Here is a 25,599-nt window from a genome sequence, read left to right as displayed (position 1 = left end):
AGTTACTTTCCTTGAATGAATGGTTACTTATTGTCTTTTTTAGTTAATCTGTGGAATCTGTGGAATCTGTGTCTAAAGATGAGCACCGTAGATTGTAACTATATTCCAGACGCAGATTAACACTGATTAACACTGATTTTACGTTAAATGGTTTTTTGCATCAATATGGCAGTTACTTTCCTTGAATGAATGGTTACTTATTGTCTCTTTTAGTTGATCTGTGTAAATCTGTGGAATCTGTGTCTAAAGATGAGCACCGTAGATTGTAACTATATTCCAGACGCAGATTAACACTGATTAACACTGATTTTACGTTAAATGGTTTTTTACACCAATATGGCAGTTACTTTCCTTGAATGAATGGTTACTTATTATCTCTTTTAGTTGATCTGTGTAAATCTGTGGAATCTGTGTCTAAAGATGAGCATCGTGGATTGTAACTATATTCCAGACGCAGATTAACACTGATTAACACTGATTTTGCGTTAAATGGTTTTTTTCATCAATATGGAGTTACTTTCCTTGAATGAATGGTTACTTATTATCTCTTTAGCTAATCTGTGTAAATCTGTGGAATCTGTGTCTAAAGATGAGCACCGTAGATTGTAACTATATTCCAGACGCAGATTAACACTGATTAACACTGATTTTGCGTTAAATGGTTTTTTTCATCAATATGGCAGTTACTTTCCTTGAATGAATGGTTACTTATTGTCTTTTTTAGTTAATCTGTGTAAATCTGTGGAATCTGTGTCTAAAGATGAGCACCGTAGATTGTAACTATGTTCCAGACGCAGATTAACACTGATTAACACTGATTTTACGTTAAATGGTTTTTTACACCAATATGCAGTTACTTTCCTTGAATGAATGGTTACTTATTGTCTTTTTTAGTTAATCTGTGTAAATCTGTGGAATCTGTGTCTAAAGATGAGCATCGTGGATTGTAACTATGTTCCAGACGCAGATTAACACTGATTAACACTGATTTTACGTTAAATGGTTTTTTACACCAATGGAGTTACTTTCATTGAATGAATGGTTACTTATTGTCTTTTTTAGTTAATCTGTGTAAATCTGTGGAATCTGTGTCTAAAGATGAGCACCGTAGATTGTAACTATATTCCAGACGCAGATTAACACTGATTAACACTGATTTTACGTTAAATGGTTTTTTACACCAATGGAGTTACTTTCCTTGAATGAATGGTTACTTATTGTCTTTTTTAGTTAATCTGTGTAAATCTGTGGAATCTGTGTCTAAAGATGAGCATCGTGGATTGTAACTATGTTCCAGACGCAGATTAACACTGATTAACACTGATTTTACGTTAAATGGTTTTTTGCACCAATATGGCAGTTACTTTCCTTGAATGAATGGTTACTTATTGTCTTTTTTAGTTAATCTGTGTAAATCTGTGGAATCTGTGTCTAAAGATGAGCATCTGAAGATTATCGTGGATTGTAACTATGTTCCAGACGCAGATTAACACTGATTAACACTGATTTTGCGTTAAATGGTTTTTTGCATCAATATGGCAGTTACTTTCCTTGAATGAATGGTTACTTATTATCTCTTTAGTTAATCTGTGTAAATCTGTGGAATCTGTGTCTAAAGATGAGCACCGTAGATTGTAACTATATTCCAGACGCAGATTAACACTGATTCACACTGATTTTACGTTAATTGTTTTTTTACATCAATGTGCAATTACTTTTTTTGGATGAATAGTTATGTATTGTCTCTTTTAGCTAATCTGTGTAAATCTGTGGAATCTGTGTCTAAAAAAGAGCTCTTACTAAGATCGTGGATTGTAATCTGTTATATTCCAGACGCATATTAACACTGATTCACACTGATTTTATGTTAAATGTTTTTTGCATCAATATGCGGTTACTTTCCTTCAATGAATAGTTACGTATTGTTTCTTTTAGCTAATCTGTGTAAATCTGTGGAATCTGTGTCTAAAAAAGAGCTTCTGAAGAAGATTATGTATATGGCAAAAATTGAAGGTTTCGTTAAGGGTGGGATCAATATCTTAACCAATAGTAATGCCATGAAAAACGCATATGCTTATTATAAATGTCTTTTATAATAGTTACCAACTCTGGCCAGTATTACTTGCTATAATTCTATAAAAAACAAAAAGGCAGGGCTTTTAATATGCAGGGGCAGTATTCTCTGTGTTTGTGCAAGCCCCTGCGCTGTTCAAATTATATCTGGTCTTTTATTAATCTGTTAAAGCCAGAACTCCGGGGTACTCATCTTTTCCTGTTCATGAGATACATTATGCCGCCTGCGGTCAGGGCGAAGATCATCCAGCCTATGTGGGTGTGGACGACCATCATAGCATCCATTCCGTAAAGGTATGCTGTTACGTACAGTATCACTACTCTCACAAGATTTGCTATGTATGCTATGGCAACTGCAAGTCCGAGAAGACTGAAGGTTCTTTTTGTATCCATTCTCTCTATTCTGGAATAACCTGCCACGATGCCTATGAGCAGGAACATTGAGTAAAGGCCGGAGCAAGGTCCGCCTATGACTATGGTCATGGGCTCTGCTCCGTAGAGGATCACGGTCTCAATCGCTATGATCTCCACCGGGATGCCGAAGAGCTTGATCAGGGCAACGGTGGGCATAAGGACAAAGTAATGGTCAAAAAGGTGCAGGAAGTCAATGTTGAAATGGCCAAAGAATGAGTAAAATATAAGGTACAGTATCGTAAACACCAGGGATATGTAAAAACCGAACTCTCCTAGTTGTTTTAGGTCCCTTTTGCCTGTTCCCATGGCAATCAGTGATACGCCAAGGAAGAACACCATTGAGTCAAGAGTTCCAAGGCTACTTTTGTTAACATAATTATAAATGAGGTCTGCAGCTACGATGAAGCCGCCGATCAACATATAGTTTTTCGAGCTCTTCAATCCTTTAGTATCTTTCAGCTTCATCCTGGAAATAAGCAGTGCAGCGGCAATGAATAGCACTATGCCTACAGTGGTGGAGCCCTCACTGAGCTCTATGGTCGCTCCGGTGAAAAGTGCAAGTACTAACAGGATAATTATTAAGTTTTTATTTTCATCCAGCATTTTTTTAACCTTATATTGGAATCATTGAATTACTATATATAATTGACTAGAGTCTGGCTAAACTTATCATTATGATTATTTCCGTTCGGAGTGCTATCTTTATATATAATCGTATTATAATTATATTTTGCATGAACTGGAGATGATGCGGAAATGGGAGTTTCCGAGGTCATAAATAGCCATTAAATATAATGATCGGTATTATCTGCCTGCTATATAGTATAAACAGAGGTCCTACATTGAGAGATTTCACATTGTCCAAATACAGGGAATTACTTGAAGCCATAGCTTCGACAAAATACGGGACAACCGCCGTGCACGACTACCTTGTATCCTCTATGGGCAGATGTATAATCCTGCGCCATGATGTGGACCGTGCAGTAGACCGCAATCTTGCAATGGCCCGCCTTGAGGCAGAGTATGGCATCAGGTCAACGTATTATTTCAGACATGTGAAGGATGTCTTCATCCCGGATGCTATCCGGGAAGTGGCTGAACTTGGACATGAGGTGGGTTTTCATTACGAGGTCATGGACAAGGCAAAAGGCGATGTCCCAAAAGCCCTTAATATCTTCCGGGAGGAGCTTGAGGACCTGCGCAGGTATGCTGAAGTGACAACTGCCTGCATGCACGGTAATCCTTTTGCTCCCTGGTCTAACAGGGACATGTGGAAAGATAACGATTTCAGGGACTTCGGACTTATAGGAGAGCCGTACTTCTCTATCGATTATTCAAAAGTGCTTTACCTGACAGACACAGGCAGGACCTGGGCTAACCGCAATATTCGCGTGAAGGATGTCCTGGAGACCCCCGCTGACTGCCTTAATGCCACGTATTGCAAAGGGATAAGAACTACAGATGATGTTATTGACCTTGTCAAAAGAGAAGAAGTGGATCAGGTATGCATACTTGCTCATCCCAACAGGTGGTGTGACGCAATACCCGGATGGACCCGGGAACTGGTCATGCAGAATGTAAAGAATGTGGGGAAGGCCGGGATAATACGGTATCGGAAAATGAGGAACAATGGGCGCAACAAATAATAGAAAGTTTGACATGCGCAACTCAATGGTGGTAGTTTTATGTCTGTAGATGTTGAGTATCTTTCAAATAACAACGAGAGCGAATGGAGAGACTTTCTTGAAAAAGAAGATCGTGCAGGTATATGGCACACTGTAGAGTGGCGGGATATTCTGGCAAAAGAATATCATTTCAAGCCAAAATATCTCATGGCAAGGAAAGAAGGTGAAGTTTGCGGAATATTGCCCATTTTTCAAATAAAGAGTCCAATCACAGGTAATCGTGTAGTTTCACTCCCGTTTTCTTATCATTGTGGACCTGTTGCAACGTCTGATGAGGCATATCTTGCACTGATTGATGAATCTCAGAAAATCTCCGATGACCTTGGATGCAAGTATGTTGAGATGAAAATGCTGAACAAACTTCCGGATACTGTGGTTAATAATGGTAATCTGGTAGAGAACCTTTACTTCAATACGAGTATTCTGGACTTATCTGCAAATCCGGACGATAACTGGAAAAAACTTGATTCCCGCAGGACTCGCTGGGCTATCAACAAAGCTATGAGGTCAGAAGTTCAGATACGCACGGAAACAGATTCAAATGATTTGAAGCAACATCATAAGTTGAAAATACAGACTCGTAAAAAACACGGTTCTCCGGCTCCTTCTCTAAAATTCTTCAAAAGCATCATGGATAGCTTTGAAGATAGGGGAATGGTTAAATTATGGGTTGCTGAACATGAGAATAAAGTTGTCTCCACTTTGATGTTCTACACTTACAAAGACGTAGTTATGCCCGCTTATATTGCCTCAGATGATGCATATAGCTCCCTCATGCCAAATAATCTCCTGTACTGGAGGTCCATTGAATGGGGATGTAATAATGGTTTCAAGTATTTCGATTTTGGAAGAACCGAACCAAATAATGAGAGCCTGCTAAGTTTTAAGAGCAAGTGGGGTTGTAATAACTTTAAGATCCCCTATTATTATTATCCGGAACAGCCAAAACTAATGTCTCAAAACAGAAATGATGCAAAAACTGGCTTTATAAGGAATACATGGAAGAAACTCCCCGATCCGGTGCTTGAAATACTTGGGCCAAAACTGTTGAAGCATGTTGGATGAAAGTTAGTGATACACATGAAACCAAATCCTTATCTTATCCCAAGATTCAATATAGATTATAGTTTCAAGGATTTTTTGTCAGGTCTTGGTGCTATTGCCTTGAATAAAAATCCTGACCTTGATATCATAAGATCTGAGCTTTCGGTTTCGGATGTTTTTTTTGCAAATTATAGTAGAACAGGTATCAGCCTTATCCTTCAATCATTAGGTCTTCCAAATGGCTCAAAAGTTGGCGTACCTCTTTATTCATGTACAGTTGTTTTCGATGCGATCATAAATGCCGGTTTTGTTCCAAAATTCATAGACATTGATGATAATTACACATTAGATCCAATTGATCTGCAGGCAAAAATCAATGATATCGATGCCCTGATAGTAATTCATACTTTTGGAAGACCTGCTGATATGGATTCCATAAAGGAAATCGCATCAGGAATTCCAATTATTGAGGATTGTGCCCATGCTTTGTTCAGCAAATATGAGAATAAGTTAGCAGGGTTGCATGGTGATTTCTCATGCTTTAGCCTTCCAAAATATCTATCTGCGGGTGGTGGAGGCATGATATTTGTCAATGATCTATCCATGAAAGATGAATTGTCAGATTTGATAGATTCAATTGATTCTCCTTCTCTGATGGATGATCTTCTCCATATGTTTGTGATGTATGCAAGGGCTTTTTTTTATCATAAACCCTTCTTTGGCCTTTTTGCATTACCTATAGGACTCAGTGTAGAGGGAAAAGTCGATCTCATGGATAAAAAAACCTTTACTATTAAAGGTATCAATAAATCTGATAAGTTTGTAACGGTAAAAAAATTAAAAGACTTTAAAAAAAAAGTGGAAATACAACGGAATAATTCAGTGACTTTACTTGATGAATTAAAGGATACTACATTATTTCTTCCTGCAGAGAACGAAAATACATATTGTAATTATTATCTCTTCCCTCTTCTTGCACCAGAGGATGACCTGCGGGATGATATATGCATATATTTAAGAGATAAAGGGGTCGATACATCCAAGTTATTTAGTCAGACACCTGAAATTGCAAGAATAAAGTATGGGTATGATGGTGACTGTCCATTTACAGAGCACGTGGCTAAAAGGATTTTTACTGTTCCGAATCATTATACTCTTTCTAAAAATGACTTATCTAAAATTTCGAGAACATTAAAAGGATGCCCATATTTGATAGGGTAACAGGAATGTCTGATCATATGTATGTTGAAGGTCTAAAACAAAAGTGGGATTGATTATGGGATTACACAGTATAACGAAAAAAGCAGTTAAATTCCTTGCTACCTCATTCCCATCAAATGGTGTCAGACTTCTGCTTTACAGGATGGCTTCCTATGAAATCGGAAAAGATGTTTATATTGGAGACCGGGTAATCATTATTGACCGATTGTCCGATAAAAAGAACATAATCATTGGCGATCGAGCATCCATTTCTTCCGGGGTCACTCTTGTTTCATCATCGTCCCCTAACAATTCAAGGATAGCTCCTTTTGTGAAAACATCTTATGGCCGGATAGTTATAGGCAATGATGCATGGCTTGGAACCGGCTCAATCATCCTCCCTGATATTTCCATAGGAGAGGGCTCTGTAGTTGGAGCCGGCGCTGTTGTGACTAAAGATGTTGCTCCTTTTACTATAGTTGCAGGTGTCCCTGCTAAAAAGATAGGTGAGGTGGATATGGATGAGAATCTTGCTTGATGTCAGCCACCCTAAGGACATTAATGTCTTCAATAATGTGATCCTCTCTTTGCAAGAAAAGGGTCACGATATCAAATTGGTAGCGAGGGCAAAGGAGAACACCAAAAAAATAATCGAAGAGCATGGTTTTAATGCAGAATATGGCCCTCACTATTCAAAATTCATTAATAAACTGATTGGAATTCCATATGTCGATTACTGGCTTTTCAAAGTTGCCAGAGGATATAGGCCTGACATCTTCGTAAGTTTCGGCTCTCCTTATTCTGCGCATGTAAGTCGTATACTCAGGAAACCACATATTGCATTTATTGATACTGAAATCGCAAGTTTTGCTATAAATCTGATGTTACCTTTTACAGACACAGTATATACTTCAAATTCATTTAACCTTGAACTTGGAAAAAAGCAGAAGAGATTTGATTCCTATCTGGAGCTTGCATATTTACATCCTTCATATTTTTCACCGGATCGGCATGTTCTGGAAAAGTATGATCTTAATGAAAAATCATATATTTTACTTCGCCTGTCAGCACTTTCATCACATCATGATATTAATGCCCAGGGTTTTTCCTTTAATTCGGAAAATGAATTGAAGGATTATATTGACAAACTTGAAGAGTATGGTCAAATCATTATCTTTTCTGAAGAAAAAAACTGGGAACTTATAGATAAATACAGTTTGTTGATTGATCCAAAAGACTTTCATAATATACTTTATTATTCAAAGATGTGTATTGGTGAAGGGGCAACGATGGTATCCGAAGCGGCCATACTTGGTGTACCATCGATCTATGTCTCAAATACAAGGCGCGGATATCTGGATGAACTGGAACATAAATATGATTTATGTTATACATTAATGAATAAAGAAGAAGCACTTAAGAAAGCCATTTTTATAATAGAGAATAAAGAGCATCAAGTGCAATGGGATAAAAAAAGAGAATTAATGCTTGATGAAAAGGTTGATCTTGTTAAATACATAATCGATGAAATTGAAAAAAGGGTTTAGTTGGGTATTTATGAAATCGAAAAATTATTTTATTGTAAGCCCCTGCAAAAATGAAGCAACAAATCTTCCAAATCTGATAGATTCCATTGTTGGTCAGAGTACAATGCCTATATTATGGCTGATATACAATGATGGAAGCACTGATGGTTCTGATGAGATATTGCATAATCTTGAAAACAAATATACGTGGGTAAAAGTCATTCAAGGTGAAGAGGCCAAACGTGACCTGGGTTTCCATTATGCAAGAATAGTTGATGCTTCTCTTAAAAAAGCTATAAGAATTTGTGAAGACCTGGGTATTGAATGCCATTATGCGTCTCTGATAGATTCAGACATGGTTTTGGAGAAAGATTTCTTTGAAAAATTGCTCTCCTACTTTGAACAAAATCCCAGACTAGGTGTTGCAAGCGGGAGTGTGGTTTATGATTTCAATGACGTCTCAACTCTTGAAAAGGGAAGGAACGATCTTCCTATCGGAGGGTTAAGGATGTGGAGAATAGAGTGCTTCAAGCAATCAAAAGGTTTTCCAATAAGTTACTCTGCAGATGCAGTATCAAATGTCCTTGCAACCCTAAATGGCTGGGAAACAAGAAAATATGACGATGTCCTGGGTCTGCAATCCCGCAGGACAAGCAGTGCCGAAGGCATGTGGAAAGGATATAGGGTCAAGGGAGAATCGGATTATTTCAGGGACTACCATCCTATATATGTTATTTTAAAGCTTCTTAAGTATTGCTTATCTTATCCATTTTATATCGGTTTAGCTTATGGTCATGGATATCTCAAGAGTGTTCTTGAAAAAAGGAATAAGATTGATCTGCCGGAAGTAAGAGGATATTATAGGAATAAACATAAGGAGATAGTTAATTATTATTTCTCAAAAAATGATAAATTCTAACTTATATTGGATAATGAATAATGACGATTAATGTAGATAAGATATAATTATAATTAAGTCGATAAGGGTATAACATGCTGGAAGCTATAAAAAGAGCCAATATTTACAATAAATCAAAAGGTGTAAAATATCTCCTTTTTTTCTTGTTGATAGTTCTGAACTTTGTTATAAGGCTTCCCAGTATTCCTCATGAAAAGGGGTATGATTCTTTCTTCATTCACTCACTTGCAAATTCAATATCAATATTCGGAAGTGCTGAATGGTGGGTCCATTGGCTTTCAGTTTTTGGTTTTTATGCTTACTCTTATGCCAGTGCTGTACCTTTTATTTTGTCTGGAATGCATCAATTGATGGGTATAGAAATGGAAATGGTCATTCTTATTTATTGTATATCAATAGGGATCATTTCCATATTTACAGCTTATGTTTTAGCAGGTAGGTTATTCCCAAATTTCAGTTTCAAATATGGAGTAGCTTTGTTCTTTTCTATTGCTCCAGGGGTAATGCTTTTCTCCACATGGGAAGTTAGCACAAGAGGTCTTTTTATTGTCTTGTTGCCACTATTTATTTTTTTACTTTTATCTGAGATTAATATATTGAAAAAATTACTTTTGCTAATACCATTATTCATTTTCCAATTTGCTATTCATCATTATGCTTTTGTGCTGATTCCAATTATGTTTGTATATCTTGGTATTCTTGTACTTGAGAAAACTAATTATCTTGAAATGATAAAGCCATATTATCATTATATTATTATTTTTTTAGTTATTGCATTCATAGGTTTACCTTTTTTGAGCAGATCGTTAATTGATTCCGGTTCAAGATATAGTTGGCTTATCACCTCTGCAATAACAATTATAAGACAGGTTGGTCCCGTAGTAATTCTTGCTGCAGGCAGCTTCATTTATCTGCTATTGAAAAAAGAGAAATCACGTAGTGATCTATTACTACTTACTATGCTGACATTGTTTATCCCTACTATATACTCTCACACGTATGGAGCTTTTATGCTGTTGCTTTTCATTGTTCTGTTCATCGGTCTTGCTTTTGCAAACGTGGCATCTATGGCAGACACTAAAAGGCATATATCATTGGTTTTAATTGCAATAATATTAATGTCTGTGATTTTCGCAGGCTACTTTAACCACAGCAGGACAGGGGAATCTGATGCATATTGGTACATGGGTCATGATACGTATGTAGCTGGCATATGGGGTAGGGAATATGTTCCATCAGGTTCATATGGTTTGGATACAGCTCTTGAAACTGGAAGGATGTTTGCTGTATCTGAAGGTCATCCCATAACCCCTACCCAGAGTGCCGCAAATTTAGCTTATGGATTTATTGATGAAAGCAAAATTGAATACGTTCGAGTATCATACTTAGAAAAAGCATTTTATTTTGAAGGTCCCTATCTTGTTAAAAGTGGCACTACTGTAGCAGGTAAAATGGAATGGATAAGACAAACAGGTAGCATAGACGACTTGGGAAGCTTTAACTATTTCGTTCAAGACAAGTATTATTTTAAACCAATAGTAAATGTAGTATCTCAACATTACAATAAAGTATATGATGGTCCAAGAATAGCAATATGGAATTCATGAACTTATGTAGCTAATAGTGTTAATGGATGTGTTTCTTTCTTAAATTACAATAGACACATTGTACATTTTTGGCAATAATTGTTCTTAAATATATCAACCACATCAATATTAACGGGATTCTTATGAAAGAAAGTTCAAATCTAATTTATTATTATCCTGTAAGTAAAGGCGCTCCTTCGTCTGTGGGAAGAAGTATTTTTGAGCATTTACTAAAAATCAGAGATGAATTGCCAGTGGATGATATTTCTATTTTCTGTTCATCAAACAATGAATTGTGTATAAAAAATAAATTTCAAGATGTTAATATTTATACTGAAAAAAATATGAGGAATATTTCAAACGGAATCATTCATATTCCTATTAGCCCACACTTGTTTCCGAATAATAAGTTTTTGTTGCATATGTATGCTAAGTTGAAAAGATTTCCACTTATACTTAATTATCATGGTGATATTAGGACAGAATTATCTTTCAACTATAAAAATAACCGGACGCTTAATTACTCTTACATTCCTACATATGTTTTTTTGCCAACACTTTTAAGAAGCTCAGATCAACTAATTGTTCATTCCTACTTATTCAAAGACTTGGTGGAGGACAAGTATGGAGTTAAAAATGCAAAAGTCATTCCAAATGCAGTCGAGGATTTCTGGCATTCAGAAGAATACAGTCTGATACCTAACAAAGAAGGTTTTGTGGAAATTTTCTATCATGGTCGCTTGTCTGCTGAAAAAGGGGTGGATGTATTAATAAAAGGTTTTCATAAGTTTATGGTCACATCAAATGAACAAAAAGCAATTCTGTATATTGCCGGTGAGGGTCCTCAAAAAGAATATCTAGCAAATTTGGTGGCTGAGTTGAAATTGGCTCAAAATGTAATATTGTTAGGTAATCTCGATAAGTATATTATAAAAGGATATCTCAAAAAAGTGGACGTTGCTATTTATCCTTCATTATGGGATAACTTCCCTTTATCGTATATTGAAGCTTTTGCCTGTGCAAATTGTCCGGTTTATTTCTCTAAAAAAGCAGGTATATATGATTTTGTTATGATGGATAAAAACCGAATGTATTCTTTTGAACCGAATATTGATATTATATGTGATATAATCAAAAACGTATCAACAGGAAATTACGATGAACGGGTTATAACTGACCAAAAAAAATTTGCACGTAAGTATAGATGGGATAATGTAGTTAATGAGTACATAGATGCTTATTCACAATTTCTCCCTTAAGTATTATAGATAATAAAGTGATATTATGTCTGCTGTGGATAATAAAAGATGCATTCTTTCTATATGTGATATTTCGCCTTCAAAGATGGGTTCATTTGAAGAGTTCCTGATTCATATAACAAAAAAATTAAAAGACTCTGGCTTTGTTCACGTAATTGTTTTTCGGGATGATCCAATCCCTCCTGTGAAACAAGCTCTTGTTGATAACAGTGCCATCATCGAAGTTATCAAACCTTCCCGGTCAAACTTAATTAATTTCTATACTTTTTACTCTTTGATAAAAAGAAGATCTCCTAATATTGTACATTTTCATTTCTATCCGGCATATTCAGTTTTAAATTACCTCAAGTTCTTTTTTGATATTCATATAGTCCATACTGATCATATGGGCGGCAGGAAGGCAAAAAGCCAAACTAAACAAATATTGCGCAGAATCTACTATTATACAAATTTTGTATTTTTTGATATCGGTCTCGATAAAGTAGTTTGTGTGTCTGATTTTGTAAAATCAAAATATCTGAAAGAATATGGTATAAATAGTGATAAATTACATGTTATTTATAATGGAATCAATACGGATAAATTCGGCAAAAAAGAGGATATTGAAAATATTAAAAAAAGATATAATCTGAAAGATGAGTATGTAATTTCCTGTGTTGGTCTGAGAAAGGATAAAGGTCCACATTGTTTATTAAGAGCTGCTCCTCTAATCTTGAAAGAGATAAGTAATATTAAATTTGTCTTTGTCGGTGAAGGAGAATGCGCAGGCCAATTGGATTCTATAGTTGAGGAATTTGATATTAATGACAAAGTCATATTTGCAGGGAAAGTTCCTGATCTTTCAGATATTTATAGCATTTCTTCAATCGTGGTTATTCCTTCATTATTTGAAGAGGCGTTCTGTTTTGTCGCAGCTGAAGCAATGGCTACGGGTTCTCCGGTAGTTGCGTTTGATTCTGGTGCAATCAAAGATGTTGTATATGATCTTAATTATGTAATACCAGCCAATCACAAATTGCTCGCATTAAAAGTTATTGAGTGCATTAACAACGGTACTGATACAGAAGCTGCACAAAAGCATGTTATTAACAACTTCTCTTTAGAATCGAATGTTTCCAGGCACTTAGAATTATACGATAGTTTTTTTAAGAGGAAATAAATCAAAAATCATTTTCCTTTCAAGTTCTTTATCATATCCATGTCTTCTCTATCAAAACCTTTTAACATAAGGACCAGCAGTGCATATACTATTGCTCCTGTGATTATCTGGCTTATTAAATGCATGTTTACATTGATTATTACCAATCCCATTCCAATAGATGCAACAATATATTTGAATAAGTCAATCCGAAACGGCTGTATCATGAGATTTCTGTGAATAAAATAAAAGCCAAAAATGTATAAACATACTACTGATACTAATGTTGCAATTCCGGCTCCAACGTAACTGTATTGCGGGATTAGTATCAAATTTAATATTATATTGATAATAGCACATGCTGAGACAGATATATTATTTAATTGTTGTTTATTGGCAGCAACCAGAAGAACCGTTTGGATGGAGATCAATGAATTAAATATTATCGTAAAAGTTAATATTTTAAATACCATGACAGAGTTTGCAAACTCTTCTTTATAGATCATGTATATTATTTCATTACCCAGTATAACTCCACCAAAACTTATTGGCAATATAAGCATCAGGATGTACTTGACTCCCAGATTGTACATATACTCCAATTTTTCTTTATTGATGTCGAATTGCCTAGCCATAACAGGCATCAAAGTAGCTGCTAAAGCTCCTGGAATAAATAATACTGATTCTGTTAATTTATAAGCTGCAGCATAATATCCAACAGCCAGATCCCCTTTCATAATAGATAACATGAGAATGTCAAAACGATTATACAGGATCAATAGTCCATATCCAATAACAAAGGGTAATGATTTTCGGAACAGATCTTTGAAGGTAACTCTGTCTATGTGCAATCTATATTTGAGTATTCTTTTTGAATAGAGGAAGGAGATAATGGTTCTTGTGAATTCTGAAAAGAGATATGCAAGGAGTATTTCTTTTAGTCCCAGGTTACTTCTAATTATCCAATACAGGGCAATGACGAAAATAATTTTTGGGAAGATAATTGATAATGCTGCATATTCCATTTTCATTTTTGCCTGGAATAACGATTCAAATAAGTAACTTAATCCCTGCACAAGCAGAATTGCAGATATTAACTGAATATAAAATATCGTGTCTGCAGGATATTTCAGTGCATGTATTGTAATTATTGCCAGGATAATTGCAGTCAATGAAGTAAGAATTCGAATTACTGAGGCATTGCTCATTATTCTTCCGGCTTCATCGGGTTTCTTTGATATGTCTCTGATAACAACCGAATCAAGCCCAAAACCTGCGATGAATCCAAATAGCAAAAGATATGTTATTATGAAATTATATTTTCCAAAATCCTCAACACCCAAATACCTTGCAAGATAGATCGCTATTATAAAAGCTATTATTTTAGCAGCAATGTTACTAAAAGCAACAAAAAAAGTATTCTTAGCGACACTTCTTGCGGTAGTCATAAAACGGTAATCCTTATCTATTAATAATATATAATATCTTGTCTCATTAAATCATATGCCTTCTTAAAATGTATATATCTGTAAAATGGAACCCATGTTGAGTTTAAGACTCGGTGTCATCTAAAATTTGAAATTTAATGTGTGTATTTAGGTGATTTTTAAGTTTATGGCTTCTCTTAATATCTATAATGTAATGCGGATGGAAAGAAATACCATATCTATCAAAATATTAATATGCAAAAAAAGATATATAATTGTTTAAAATTCATTCTTTAATAATTAATTCAAACGGGGATATTTAAAGGACGGTAAAATGAAAGGCATTATCTTAGCAGGTGGCAACGGTACAAGACTCTACCCAGTCACACTTCCAGTATGCAAACAACTTCTGCCAATTTACGATAAACCCATGGTATACTATCCATTATCAGTGTTAATGCTGGCAGGTATCAGAGAAATACTTATCATTTCTACACCTGATGATCTCCCATCCTTTGAGAAGCTTTTTGGTGATGGTTCAAGGTGGGGACTTTCTCTTGCATATAAGGTCCAGCCATCTCCGGATGGCCTGGCTCAGGCATTTATCCTTGGAGAGGATTTCATTGGGGATGATAGTGTTTGTCTTGTCCTTGGAGATAATATATTCTATGGTCCAAGATTCTCGCCTCTTCTAAAACAATCAGCTGAACTCAAAGAAGGGGCAATTGTTTTTGGATATCAGGTAAAGGACCCTGAACGGTTTGGTGTGGTTGCTTTTGATAAAGATAAAAATGTCATCAGTATAGAAGAGAAGCCTGAAAAGCCAAAATCACACTATGCTGTAACTGGATTATATTTTTATGATAATGATGTTATTGAAATTGCAAAAAGCATCAAACCCTCTGGCAGAGGCGAACTGGAGATCACTTCGGTTAATGAGGAATACCTTAAAAGAGGGAAATTGAAAGTTGAGCTGCTGGGTCGTGGCTTTGCCTGGCTTGACACCGGTACTCATGATAGTCTGATAGCAGCCAGTCATTTTGTACAAACAATAGAACAAAGGCAAGGATACAAGATCGCTTGTTTGGAGGAGATTGCCTACAATAATAAATGGATAACTGCTGAGCAGGTCCGCGAAATGGCAAGTTTACTCAAAAAGAATGATTATGGTACATACCTGGAAGGATTGCTCGATGAAAACTAATATATTGGTAACAGGTGGCGCAGGTTTCATTGGAAGTAACTTCATTCCACATTTTCTGAAAAAATACCCGGGATACAATGTTATTAATCTGGACCTTCTGACCTACGCAGGCAATATTGGTAACCTGAAAGAGATCGAAGATAATCCCCGGTATAAGTTTATCAAAGGCGATATTTGCAATCGTGAATTGGTAGAATTCATTTTTAACGAATACTTGATCAATGGTGTGATTCATTTTGCAGCCGAATCCCATGTTGACAATTCCATTAAAAAACCGGATGTCTTCATTAAGACCAACATTAATGGAACTCATACACTTGTGGATGTAGCATATAAGTTCTGGATGGAAAGACCATTTGCATACAATCAGAAATACAGCAAATGTGATTCATCTGATGAAGAAATAATACTTCCGCGCTTTCATCATATATCGACTGACGAGGTCTATGGAACATTAGGCTCAACAGGACTCTTTACTGAAAGCACACCCTATGCTCCAAACTCACCTTACAGTGCCAGTAAAGCTGGAAGTGACATGATAGTCCGAAGTTATAACCACACTTATGGTTTGAATACAATTATCACCAACTGTTCGAACAACTACGGTCCTAAACAGCATGATGAGAAACTGATACCTACCATCATAAGAAATGCGCTAAAAGGTAATCCAATTCCTATCTACGGTGATGGTAAAAATATTCGTGACTGGCTTTATGTAATTGATCATTGCAAAGCAATTGACCTTGTTTTTCACAATGGTGCAGCTGGTGAAACCTACAATATTGGCGGCATGAATGAGAAAAGTAATAACGATGTTGCTACGAAGATATGCCAGATATTAGATGAACTTAAACCAAAGCAAAAAGGAAGTTATAGAGACCAGATCAAATATGTTGAGGACCGGGCCGGACATGACAGAAGGTATGCTATCGATGCAAGCAAGCTAGAAAATGACCTAGGATGGAAAGCAGAAGAGAATTTTGAAAGCGGAATCTTGAAGACGGTAGAATGGTATTTAGAGCACTACAGGTAGTTAATTGATTGTCAGTTTTTTCGGATTAAAAATAAAATATATTACATGATAAACCCTCTACCGGGGGTTAATTTGATCATGTGATAGTCTTTTCAAAATACTTTTGAAATGTCTTGCTCTTTTTTGGAACTTTGCAATGAAATATTCCCTGCTATATTCCTCTGCAAAAAGAGGGTAATAATATGAGATTACAGTAGGTGCTGTCAATGAGTTTATTTCGATAATTTTAAACCCTTCATTTGTTACAATTATATCAAAACCTAAATAAGTTAATTGTGGGATATAGGATGATATTTCTTCTATTTTCGATTTGATTTCGCTCCACTTTGGTATTATAATTTCCAGGTTCTCGTTTGTATCAGGGTGAAGCGTTATACTTTGCAAATTATGATTAATAACTACATTTGGATCAAATGTTTTTCCATCTTTTAGATCAATGCCTGCAATAATCCCGCCTGCTAATGGTGTTTCCAAAACACCACTTTGCTGGGTACCAAATCTAATAAAACTGCCTATTATTTTTGGTTCCTTGTTTTTATCTCTTATTACTTGAATTCTCACAGTATTTGGTGTTATATCATATATTTTTCTGATAGAATCATGAGCATTTATGTATTCTGTGATCAAGTATCCTTTTAAGCTATAATACAAGGTTTCAACGTCATTCATATCACATGCTTTGGCATTTATATAAAAAACGTCATCTATATATGATAGTTTATAAAATCCTTCACCTAAAGATCCTGATATGCTTTTAAGAGCAAGGTTTCCTTCTTTTTTGAGAAGCTCCAGAATTCCATTCATATTAGAATCAATATCTGAAGGACAATCCATTAATCTCAAAATCTCGTCATCTTCTAATTGAAAATAATATTTTGGCAGATATTCGTCAAATGAACTGAGTATATATTTTATCTTTAACTTATCGGCAATCCACTCACTGTATATACCATTAATAGGATGTAGGTTATAATAATCAAAATCAGGCATGTGATTTCTATAATTTAATTCGTTTATTCGATAAGTATTTGTTCTTGAAGATAAAAACCCTCTCTGATATGCCCATATTTTTTGTTTTAAAGGTATATCATTATTTGAAGTTAGGTCTTTTATGAACATCTTAGGAACTTTTGAGGCAAAATAAGGTGAATAACCTCTCATGATAATCATCATTTTTAAAAAGCTCTTTATTTTATTTTTCATATAATCGCCTTTATACAACCATTTCATTTTACTGCTTTCAAATTAAATTTCATATAATATAAATATACTGTGCGTTGATACTATGAAATTGATACGTTAGATTTTTTGTTCAGTACTTTTGGAACACAAAAACTACAGCATCCTTAATTAAATCTCATATACGTGTACATAAAAATTCAGCATTTATTTGGGCGTAGTTATGTAAGGTATTTATTTATATAGTAGTATAATTATCTATATGTTGTTCAATATGGGAATACTATGATCAATGTAACCAGACCCTACCTTCCGGACAGAGAAAAGCTGAACAATTATATTGACAGGATATATGAAACTGCCTGGTTAACGAATAACGGTCCTTTGGTTCAGGAACTGACAGCAAGATTGCAGGAGTATCTTGGTGTTGAGAATCTTCTTTTAGTATCCAATGGAACTTCTGCTCTGCAAGTTGCCTATAAGGCTCTTGGTGTATCCGGACAGGCAATAACAACACCGTTCAGTTTTGTAGCTACTACCAGTTCTTTGGTCTGGGAAGGTATAGAACCTGTTTTTGCAGATATTGATCCGGAATCGTTCTGCATGGATCCATCAAAGATAGAAGAAGCTATCACATCAAAAACCACAGCAATTGTGCCTGTACATGTATTTGGAAATGCATGTGAGGTCGAAGAAATAGAAGCAATTGCATGCAAACATAAATTAAAAGTGATTTATGATGGAGCACATGCATTTGGAGTAAAATACAAAGACAGGAGTCTACTGTCTTATGGTGATGCAGCAACACTTAGTTTTCATGCTACCAAACTCTTTCATACTATCGAAGGCGGAGCAATTATCTTCAGAAAGAAGGAAGATTATGAAAAAGCCAGGCTGATGATCAAGTTCGGTATTGATGATGCAGATTCAATAGTAGGGTTGGGTATAAATGCTAAAATGAACGAATTCCAGGCTGCAATGGGATTGTGTGTGCTTGATGAAATGGACACTATTCTGGAAGAACGGGCTAAGATATGGAACCTATACCAACGAGATCTGGGGGGGCTTGTGCGAATTTTAAAGCTAAATCCCTATTCCACTAACAACTACAGTTATTTTCCTATAGTACTTGAAAATGAAGAAACACTGCTGGCAGTGAAGCATGCGATGAATGAACAGCGTATATATCCAAGAAGGTATTTTTATCCTTCACTGGATACACTGGATTATATTGTTCCAAACCCGATGGCAGCTGTCTCACGAGATATAGCCGCCAGGATATTATGCCTTCCTATTTATCCAGGGATGAAAGAGCATGAGGTAGCAGCAATTATAGAGGTTATTGAATCATGTCTGAAAACAAAAGAATAATGGTTCTTGGAGGTTCTAATTTCCAGTTGCCCCTAATAATGCGTGCAAAAGAGATGGGTTTGTATGTGATCAGTTGTGACTATCTGCCGGACAATCCCGGGCACAAGTTTTCTGATGAGTACCACAATGTAAGCACTACTGATAAAGAAGCTGTGCTTGAGCTGGCAAAGTCATTGGATATAGATGCCATAGTTACACTTTCTTCAGATCCTGCTATACCAACGGTTGCATTTGTTGCTGATGCATTGGGCCTGAGTGGCCCGTCGCCGGAAGCAGTCACAATACTTTCAGAAAAAGACAAATTCAGGTCACTGCTTTCAAAACTGGGTCTTAATGTTCCGGGGAATTATGTGGTCAACTCTTTAATGATCCCGGAGGAAATAAAAAACATCAATTCCAAATTTGTTGTCAAACCAGTTGATTCCAGTGGTAGCAAAGGAATCACATATTCATCTGCAAACGAGAATGAATTAAACCATGCAATAGAATATGCTCTGCAACATTCAAGAGCAAAAAGGTGTATTATTGAAGAGTATATAGATGGAGATCAAATCCATGGTGATGGGTATCTGCAGGATGGGAAATTAATATATCATTATCTTGGTGACCATTTCTTCTATACGAAATCTAAAAACTTCATCCCGATTTCCACCAGATGGCCATGTAAATATGAAGGTACAGAAATATTAAATACGGTTGTAAAGCAGGTTGAAAGCATATGCAATGCTGTAGGCTACCGTACCGGTCCTGTGAACATTGAAGCAAGGGTAACAGATTCAGGAAAGGTCTATATTATAGAGGTCAGCCCAAGAAATGGTGGGAATTATGTTCCTATTATTCAGGAACATCTCACAGGATTTGATTTTATCAGCAAGATAATACGCAGCTCATTTGGGATGGATGTAGAAGTTGATACTGATCCCTGTGAGAAAAAGGTAGGTGCTCACTATATATTGCACTCTGAAAAAGATGGCATTTTCAAGGATGTCAGGATAAGTGATGAGATCAATGGTCATATATTCTTCCGCAAAGTTTTCAAAAATGAAGGGGATGATGTGAAGGAGTATGTGGGGTCCAATACTACTATTGGGGTTTTATTGCTGGAATTTGATACTATAAATGAAAGGAACGATTTGATGTCAGATATCAGTGATTTTATTCAGGTTGTTGTATTATAAATGTCTGAAACTTTTTACAATCACATTTATTCGAAAGAAATAGTCATTTATTTTGAAAGGAAGTAATTCAAATGGATTTTTCGAATTTTCGTATTTTTTTGAGAGCTTTTGAGCCAGAGGACTATAAAACAACTCATTCTTGGAGAGAAGACAAAGAGATATTAAATGGCATTGTTGGAATGAAATATTTTGTTTCATGTGAATATGAAAAAAAATGGATAAATGATGCAATTTTTGATAAAAACTCATTAAAGTTAGCTATATGCCAAAAAACAACAAATGAACATATCGGCAATGTTTATCTCAACATGATTGATCATGTGAATAAAAATTGTACATTTGGTATTATCCTCGGAAAAAAGAACTTTTGGGGTCAAGGATTTGGTTCAGAAGCTACATTACTTATGCTCGAACATGCATTTTATGAGCTAGGAATGGTTCGTGTTTCTTCAAGACAATTGCTTACTAACCAATCTTCTATAAGGCTTCATGAAAAATGTGGATTCAAACATGAAGGTATTCTAAGAAAAGCTGTCTTTAAAAATGGTGAATATCAAGACTTAAATTTGATGTCTATACTTCGAGAAGATTTTGATGACATGCTAAAATCAGAAACCAAATCTTAAATTTTATTTCAAGAAAACAGACTTGCTATATTTAATAAGTTTGTATTTATTTCAATTAAAATAATTTAGGTGTAATGCACTATGTCACTTGCCCAAAAAACAACAGTTGGCATCCTATGGAACTTTGCTGAACAACTCAGCAAGCGAGGCATTGGCATAGTAGTTACCTTACTGCTAGCCCGTTTCCTGGCACCGGATGATTATGGTTTAGTTGCTATGATGGCGGTATTTCTGGCTATTGCCGATAGCATTATGGATCTGGGTTTTAACCAAGCTCTTATTCGTAAAAAAGATGCTACTGACTCAGATTTTAGCACAGCTTTTTATACAAATTTGGCGTTGGGTGGATTATCTTATGTGCTACTGTTCCTATCTGCTCCGTTTATTGCTGTATTTTATGAAGAACCAAGATTAACCATTCTTGTGCGAGTCGTTGGAGTTGTCATCTTGATAAACTCTTTCCAGATAGTCCAGAGTGCCATTCTCAGCCGAAATCTTAATTTTAAAGCGCAGCTTAAGGCAGCAGTTCCGGCAACCTTTATCTCTGGTTTATTTGCAGTGATTATGGCATATGCCGGTTTTGGTGTGTGGGCTTTGATAGCTCAAATGATAATTTCTTCTTTGGTATTAACTATTTTTTTGTGGTCGATGGACATATGGCGTCCCATCTTTGTTTTCAATAAAGAATCATTAACTGAAATGTTTGGATTTGGTTCAAAACTGTTTTTATCTGGTCTATTGGACACAATTTTCAGGAATATTTATGTAGTAGTGATAGCAAAACTTTTTACAGTTACAATCGCCGGTCATTACTTCTTTGCCAGCAAAATAAGGGATTTAATTCTTAACCAGCTGGTAAATTCCATTCAAACAGTTACTTATCCAGCACTTGCAACACTTCAGGAAGATGACATCCGATTAAAAGCAGGATATCGAAAAATAATTCAGGTAACAACTTTCGGGCTCTTTCCTGTAATGGCCATCATTGCAGCCCTTGCAGAACCTTTTTTTACTGTATTTCTTAATGAACAATGGCTACCCGCTGTACCTTATCTGCAACTGATGTGCATTGCAGGCATAATGCAACCTCTTCACTCGATAAATTTGAATATACTTAAAGTAAAAGGCCGATCTGATTTATTTCTCTATTTAGAAATTGTCAAAAAGTCAATTATTATGGTTATTTTATTATTCAGCATTCAATTTGGAGTCATAGGAATTCTTATAGGCCAAATTATATCATCTGTGTTATCATACTTGCCAAATAGTTATTATTCGGGACAATTAATTAATTACCCTGCCAGAGAACAGATTAGGGATTTTTCCCCCGGATTACTTTTGTCTGGAGTTATAGGAATACTGATATATTTTGCTGAAAAAATATCACCTCTGCCTGCATTAATTGAATTAGTTTTCTTTGGCATTATTGGATTCGGTATATACCTTATGGCAAGTTATGCATTTAAGTTGGAAGCTTTAAAATTTGCTAAGCAATTAGTTAATGATAAATTAAGGAGGAATGCATGATGGATAGTGATGAGGAAATCATGGTCAGTATTTGTTGCGCAACTTACAATCATGAAAATTATATAGCCGATGCTATAGACGGATTTTTGATGCAGGAGACTGATTTTAAATATGAAATTCTTGTACATGATGATGCTTCAACTGATAAAACAGCAGATATTATTAAATTATATGAGAAGAAATACCCTGATATTATTAAACCTATTTATCAAACTGTGAATCAATATTCACGAAATGTAAAAATTCTCCCTACTTTTATTTATCCAATATCAAAAGGAAAGTACATTGCCATTTGTGAAGGGGATGATTACTGGACTGATCCTAAAAAATTACAGATACAGTTTGAATGTCTTGAAAAGAATTCAGATGCTGTCTGTTGTTTTCATGATGAAATAAGATTAGATTATGAAGGATTTAGTGATCAATCTAGAATAGCCCTTAATAAAAAACGTTCTTTCACAAGTACTGAAATGGTTGGATGGCAAGCAAAAATTTTTCCATTGACAGTGTTTTTTAGAAATCTTGAAATACTTAGAAACTACCCTCCAGAGGCCAGTTATGTTAAAAATGGCGATGCTTTTCTTGTTTCCATTTTGGGCCAATATGGTCACGGAATTTATTTGCCAATGATAAAACCGTCTGTTTATCGTGTTCATGAAGGTGGAATATGGTCTATGAAATCTGAAAGAGAGCAGAAATTCATGAGGCTTAATACTGCTTTCTGGTTAGCTGAATACTATTCTAGGTTAGGTAATCATAAATTTGAAGAGAAATTCAGAATTAGATGCTTTGTTATGGTTATTTCTGATTTACTAAAATATCATCTATTATTAGAATTTCTAAGATCTTTTCCTCAAAGGTTTGTAAAATTATGTAAGAGCATATCAATTAGATTGCTTGCAAAAAAATAATATCCTTATATGATGATTTATATATACAAATAACTATGATGAGTTCTGACATAGGTTATGATCATGACAAAAGAAACAAACACTATTCTTTTTTCCCCTCACTCTGATGATATAGCTTACTCTTTAGGTGGGGCTTTATTGTTAGATTATTTTAAAAATCCCTTAATGGTTACTGTCTTTACAAGATCTACTTTTTCTCCAAGGATTAAGTTAAGCGGTGAGGAAGAAATTACTTTAAAAAGAAAAAAGGAAGATGAAACATTTGCTGAAACTTTAGGTTTGTCTTTGAAAACATTGCACTTTCCTGAACCGCCGTTAAGAGGTTTGGGTACAGATGAAAAGATATTCACCTCAAAAGCAATGTCTGATCCAATATTTGAAGAAGTTTCTGAAGCCATATATGATATTATTTCTTCTTTTCCGGGAAGTCTTGTAGTTTCGCCACTTGCTTTGGGAAATCATATAGATCACCAAATTGTTTTGCTTAGCTGCATTAAGGCTTGTGAGGATTTGGGAAATCCTATTCTGTTTTATGAAGATCTTCCTTATGCTTCCTGGTTCACTTTTAAACAGATAAAACAGCATATAAGGGAAATAAATCCTGATTTAACTCCAGCTAAATTAGATGTTACTTCTGTTTTCGAGAGGCGGTTAAAAAACCTGCGTTTGTATTCGACTCAAATTGGAAGAAAAATTCCTGCTGGTGTTTATACTCATTCTAAAAGATTGAATTATGAGCATGAGGATTTAATAGATAAGTTGTGGGTGCATTCTTCTTTTAGATCTTTGTTTTCTTATATTGCACGGATGAACAATGGTTCCAGATATGAATGCTTATGGGAATAGAAACCAATTTATGCAATCTATTGATTTATTTTATATGTTTTGCACAATTCTATAAGTAAGATAAGCTTAATATATTTAGTATATAATTTATAATATGTATTTACTTGAAAAATGAATAAATGCGATTGATTAATTGATTGATATAATTTCGAATAGAAATTATAATTGATAATATGGTAATTATTTATTATATATTGTAGGTGGATTTATTGGCCGGTATAGAAGTTTCTATTGTGATTCCTACACGTAATAGGTGTAAATCTTTAAAAGAGACTTTAGAATCTCTTTTCAATCAAACATACTCTTATGAGAAGTATGAAATAATAGTTTGTAATGATAATAGTTCAGACGATACTGAAAAAATAGTCAAGGAGTTAATTGACAAAAACATTCATAATCTAAGATATTTCAAAATTGAAAGCAATATTGAAGGTCCTGCAAAAGTTAGAAACTTCGGAATTATCAATGCAAAAGCTCCTATAATAGGATTTACCGATGATGACTGCATTTTACCCAGCAATTGGATTGAGCTTGCAATGCTACGTTTTAAAGAAAATCCTGAGATATGCGGATTATATGGAAAGGTAGTTACTTTTGGTACCTGTAAAGATAAGAAATTTACAATAGCGCGTCGTGTAGATGTTCTTGAAGATAATGGTTCGTATGTCACTCCAAATGTCTTCTATAAAAAAGATATTCTTGTAGACGTAGGTATGTTTGATCTTGAAATGCGATATTTACAAGACATAGAGTTGGGATGGAAGGTTCGAAAAAAAGGACCTATTCTTTTTGAACCTTCTATCTTAGTTCATCACAAAATACATTGTGCTTCAATTAGAAACTACTTGAAACGTCAAAGAAAGCATGAATATTGGGTTTTAATGTATAAAAAGCACCCAGAAAATCTAAAAAATGATAGACTTATGTTAGGACATATCTATAATAGAAGTGTTTTTTTAGTAATATCTTTGTTTGTGACATTATTAAGTTATATACTTATACAAAACTTATTTTCACCATTATTATTTTTATCACTACTGGTGTATATGTGGGCACATGTGATAATAGATAAAAACCTTCAAAAATATCCGATGAGGGTTTTACTTTTCCCTCGATATATCATTGCTGACGTTATTCGATTTTTAATATCATTAAAAGCAAGCATTAAATATAAATTTCTTGTTTTATTCTAATATCAGGACATATTTTTTATTTATTTTTTAGTAACTATTCAGCCTAGCTCATTTCCACCAAGCTGATTTTTCTCTCCAATTAATTCTGCAATATTGGAATAAGTGAACCCTCATAGAATATTGCATTAATCGAGTCTATAACAGACATGGAATTCTTGCTAACAGTAGAAACGTATCCTCTTATCCGGCAGAAATTTCTCGCACCTTGTTCACTACGGAAGGTACCGGATATCTTCTGTTGTACTTTCGTCATTCTGATA

Annotated in this window: 21 protein-coding genes and 1 pseudogene; 18 read left to right on the top strand and 4 right to left on the bottom strand. The window is 35.0% G+C overall.

The window, feature by feature from the left end; all coding sequences use genetic code 11:
- Positions 1 to 2,262 precede the first annotated feature (2,262 nt).
- Positions 2,263 to 3,090 carry an archaeosortase C gene (gene artC, locus BB781_RS13935; protein WP_094229080.1) on the bottom strand — a complete coding sequence of 276 codons (828 nt, stop codon included), beginning with the start codon at positions 3,088 to 3,090 and terminating at the stop codon, positions 2,263 to 2,265.
- 239 nt (positions 3,091 to 3,329) lie between these two features.
- On the opposite strand from artC, the gene BB781_RS13930 reads away from it, so the two are divergent.
- The 9 genes from BB781_RS13930 to BB781_RS13890 all read left to right on the top strand — a co-directional run bounded on the left by BB781_RS13930 (position 3,330) and on the right by BB781_RS13890 (position 12,865).
- Complete coding sequence (locus BB781_RS13930) at positions 3,330 to 4,133, top strand: hypothetical protein (RefSeq protein ID WP_164997902.1); 804 nt, start codon at positions 3,330 to 3,332, stop codon at positions 4,131 to 4,133.
- 39 nt (positions 4,134 to 4,172) lie between these two features.
- Positions 4,173 to 5,237 (top strand): GNAT family N-acetyltransferase, encoded by a 1,065-nt coding sequence (locus BB781_RS13925; RefSeq protein WP_094229079.1) that lies wholly within the window; start codon positions 4,173 to 4,175, stop codon positions 5,235 to 5,237.
- Positions 5,238 to 5,252: 15 nt separating this feature from the next.
- On the top strand, positions 5,253 to 6,437 hold the full coding sequence (locus BB781_RS13920; protein WP_094229078.1) for a DegT/DnrJ/EryC1/StrS family aminotransferase: 1,185 nt from the start codon (positions 5,253 to 5,255) through the stop codon (positions 6,435 to 6,437).
- Positions 6,438 to 6,492: 55 nt separating this feature from the next.
- Positions 6,493 to 6,954, top strand: coding sequence for an acyltransferase (locus tag BB781_RS13915; RefSeq protein WP_094229077.1), 462 nt, complete (start codon positions 6,493 to 6,495; stop codon positions 6,952 to 6,954).
- Positions 6,938 to 7,963, top strand: coding sequence for a DUF354 domain-containing protein (locus BB781_RS13910; RefSeq protein ID WP_094229076.1), 1,026 nt, complete (start codon positions 6,938 to 6,940; stop codon positions 7,961 to 7,963). The genes BB781_RS13915 and BB781_RS13910 overlap by 17 nt, the downstream gene beginning before the upstream one ends.
- Entirely contained in the window at positions 7,941 to 8,861 is a 921-nt protein-coding gene (locus BB781_RS13905; RefSeq protein ID WP_242492678.1) for a glycosyltransferase family 2 protein, read from the top strand. Before BB781_RS13910 ends, BB781_RS13905 begins: the two co-directional genes overlap by 23 nt.
- A 74-nt stretch (positions 8,862 to 8,935) precedes the next feature.
- Positions 8,936 to 10,468: a hypothetical protein gene (locus BB781_RS13900; RefSeq protein ID WP_207205297.1), complete on the top strand. Its 1,533-nt coding sequence runs from the start codon at positions 8,936 to 8,938 to the stop codon at positions 10,466 to 10,468.
- Between the two features lie 122 nt (positions 10,469 to 10,590).
- Positions 10,591 to 11,706 (top strand): glycosyltransferase family 4 protein, encoded by a 1,116-nt coding sequence (locus BB781_RS13895; RefSeq protein ID WP_094229075.1) that lies wholly within the window; start codon positions 10,591 to 10,593, stop codon positions 11,704 to 11,706.
- Between the two features lie 25 nt (positions 11,707 to 11,731).
- Positions 11,732 to 12,865, top strand: a complete 1,134-nt coding sequence (locus tag BB781_RS13890; protein WP_094229074.1) for a glycosyltransferase family 4 protein — start codon at positions 11,732 to 11,734, stop codon at positions 12,863 to 12,865.
- A gap of 8 nt (positions 12,866 to 12,873) precedes the next feature.
- On the opposite strand, the gene BB781_RS13885 is transcribed toward BB781_RS13890, so the two are convergent.
- Positions 12,874 to 14,292, bottom strand: a complete 1,419-nt coding sequence (locus BB781_RS13885; protein ID WP_094229073.1) for a flippase — start codon at positions 14,290 to 14,292, stop codon at positions 12,874 to 12,876.
- 313 nt (positions 14,293 to 14,605) lie between these two features.
- Here BB781_RS13885 and rfbA point away from each other — a divergent pair, with 313 nt between their 5' ends.
- Complete coding sequence (gene rfbA / locus BB781_RS13880; protein ID WP_094229072.1) at positions 14,606 to 15,475, top strand: glucose-1-phosphate thymidylyltransferase RfbA; 870 nt, start codon at positions 14,606 to 14,608, stop codon at positions 15,473 to 15,475.
- Complete coding sequence (gene rfbB / locus BB781_RS13875; RefSeq protein WP_094229071.1) at positions 15,465 to 16,508, top strand: dTDP-glucose 4,6-dehydratase; 1,044 nt, start codon at positions 15,465 to 15,467, stop codon at positions 16,506 to 16,508. Before rfbA ends, rfbB begins: the two co-directional genes overlap by 11 nt.
- Positions 16,509 to 16,565: 57 nt before the next feature.
- On the opposite strand, the gene BB781_RS13870 is transcribed toward rfbB, so the two are convergent.
- Positions 16,566 to 17,711, bottom strand: coding sequence for a sugar-transfer associated ATP-grasp domain-containing protein (locus BB781_RS13870; RefSeq protein ID WP_164997901.1), 1,146 nt, complete (start codon positions 17,709 to 17,711; stop codon positions 16,566 to 16,568).
- A gap of 261 nt (positions 17,712 to 17,972) precedes the next feature.
- Between BB781_RS13870 and BB781_RS13865 the strand changes: the two genes are divergently transcribed.
- From BB781_RS13865 to BB781_RS13835, 7 genes are all read left to right on the top strand, one after another.
- On the top strand, positions 17,973 to 19,058 hold the full coding sequence (locus BB781_RS13865; RefSeq protein ID WP_094229069.1) for a DegT/DnrJ/EryC1/StrS family aminotransferase: 1,086 nt from the start codon (positions 17,973 to 17,975) through the stop codon (positions 19,056 to 19,058).
- The gene (locus BB781_RS13860; RefSeq protein WP_094229068.1) at positions 19,037 to 20,236 is read left to right on the top strand and encodes an ATP-grasp domain-containing protein; all 1,200 of its coding nucleotides are present in this window, start codon (positions 19,037 to 19,039) and stop codon (positions 20,234 to 20,236) included. The genes BB781_RS13865 and BB781_RS13860 overlap by 22 nt, the downstream gene beginning before the upstream one ends.
- Before the next feature lie 98 nt (positions 20,237 to 20,334).
- The gene (locus BB781_RS13855) at positions 20,335 to 20,862 is read left to right on the top strand and encodes a GNAT family N-acetyltransferase (protein WP_164997900.1); all 528 of its coding nucleotides are present in this window, start codon (positions 20,335 to 20,337) and stop codon (positions 20,860 to 20,862) included.
- A gap of 81 nt (positions 20,863 to 20,943) precedes the next feature.
- Positions 20,944 to 22,389 carry a lipopolysaccharide biosynthesis protein gene (locus BB781_RS13850; protein WP_094229066.1) on the top strand — a complete coding sequence of 482 codons (1,446 nt, stop codon included), beginning with the start codon at positions 20,944 to 20,946 and terminating at the stop codon, positions 22,387 to 22,389.
- Complete coding sequence (locus BB781_RS13845) at positions 22,386 to 23,300, top strand: glycosyltransferase family 2 protein (protein ID WP_207205296.1); 915 nt, start codon at positions 22,386 to 22,388, stop codon at positions 23,298 to 23,300. The genes BB781_RS13850 and BB781_RS13845 overlap by 4 nt, the downstream gene beginning before the upstream one ends.
- A 63-nt stretch (positions 23,301 to 23,363) precedes the next feature.
- A complete protein-coding gene (locus BB781_RS13840) occupies positions 23,364 to 24,146 on the top strand; it encodes a PIG-L deacetylase family protein (RefSeq protein WP_164997899.1) in 783 nt (260 codons plus the stop codon).
- A 209-nt stretch (positions 24,147 to 24,355) separates the two neighbouring features.
- Positions 24,356 to 25,339, top strand: coding sequence for a glycosyltransferase (locus BB781_RS13835; RefSeq protein ID WP_164997898.1), 984 nt, complete (start codon positions 24,356 to 24,358; stop codon positions 25,337 to 25,339).
- 79 nt (positions 25,340 to 25,418) lie between these two features.
- Here the strand turns inward: BB781_RS13835 and BB781_RS15980 are convergent.
- Positions 25,419 to 25,599 (bottom strand): annotated as a pseudogene (locus tag BB781_RS15980) (hypothetical protein); the annotation flags it as partial.

The sequence above is a fragment of the Methanolobus psychrotolerans genome (genome assembly GCF_002243045.1).
Classification (GTDB): Archaea; Halobacteriota; Methanosarcinia; order Methanosarcinales; family Methanosarcinaceae; genus Methanolobus; species Methanolobus psychrotolerans.
Note: the sequence above shows the minus strand (reverse complement) of the source record. Positions and strands in the feature narration are given on the sequence as shown.

Excerpts from the sequence above, each read along its gene's own strand:
- BB781_RS13860 (WP_094229068.1), top strand. The coding sequence starts at position 19,037 with ATGTCTGAAAACAAAAGAATAATGGTTCTTGGAGGTTCTAATTTCCAG.
- BB781_RS13840 (WP_164997899.1), top strand. The coding sequence starts at position 23,364 with ATGACAAAAGAAACAAACACTATTCTTTTTTCCCCTCACTCTGATGAT.
- BB781_RS13890 (WP_094229074.1), top strand. The coding sequence starts at position 11,732 with ATGTCTGCTGTGGATAATAAAAGATGCATTCTTTCTATATGTGATATT.
- BB781_RS13910 (WP_094229076.1), top strand. The coding sequence starts at position 6,938 with ATGAGAATCTTGCTTGATGTCAGCCACCCTAAGGACATTAATGTCTTC.
- BB781_RS13915 (WP_094229077.1), top strand. The coding sequence starts at position 6,493 with ATGGGATTACACAGTATAACGAAAAAAGCAGTTAAATTCCTTGCTACC.
- BB781_RS13895 (WP_094229075.1), top strand. The coding sequence starts at position 10,591 with ATGAAAGAAAGTTCAAATCTAATTTATTATTATCCTGTAAGTAAAGGC.
- BB781_RS13870 (WP_164997901.1), bottom strand. The coding sequence starts at position 17,711 with ATGAAAAATAAAATAAAGAGCTTTTTAAAAATGATGATTATCATGAGA.
- rfbA (WP_094229072.1), top strand. The coding sequence starts at position 14,606 with ATGAAAGGCATTATCTTAGCAGGTGGCAACGGTACAAGACTCTACCCA.
- BB781_RS13850 (WP_094229066.1), top strand. The coding sequence starts at position 20,944 with ATGTCACTTGCCCAAAAAACAACAGTTGGCATCCTATGGAACTTTGCT.
- BB781_RS13865 (WP_094229069.1), top strand. The coding sequence starts at position 17,973 with ATGATCAATGTAACCAGACCCTACCTTCCGGACAGAGAAAAGCTGAAC.
- rfbB (WP_094229071.1), top strand. The coding sequence starts at position 15,465 with ATGAAAACTAATATATTGGTAACAGGTGGCGCAGGTTTCATTGGAAGT.
- artC (WP_094229080.1), bottom strand. The coding sequence starts at position 3,090 with ATGCTGGATGAAAATAAAAACTTAATAATTATCCTGTTAGTACTTGCA.
- BB781_RS13885 (WP_094229073.1), bottom strand. The coding sequence starts at position 14,292 with ATGACTACCGCAAGAAGTGTCGCTAAGAATACTTTTTTTGTTGCTTTT.
- BB781_RS13905 (WP_242492678.1), top strand. The coding sequence starts at position 7,941 with ATGAAATTGAAAAAAGGGTTTAGTTGGGTATTTATGAAATCGAAAAAT.
- BB781_RS13900 (WP_207205297.1), top strand. The coding sequence starts at position 8,936 with ATGCTGGAAGCTATAAAAAGAGCCAATATTTACAATAAATCAAAAGGT.
- BB781_RS13845 (WP_207205296.1), top strand. The coding sequence starts at position 22,386 with ATGATGGATAGTGATGAGGAAATCATGGTCAGTATTTGTTGCGCAACT.
- BB781_RS13925 (WP_094229079.1), top strand. The coding sequence starts at position 4,173 with ATGTCTGTAGATGTTGAGTATCTTTCAAATAACAACGAGAGCGAATGG.
- BB781_RS13920 (WP_094229078.1), top strand. The coding sequence starts at position 5,253 with ATGAAACCAAATCCTTATCTTATCCCAAGATTCAATATAGATTATAGT.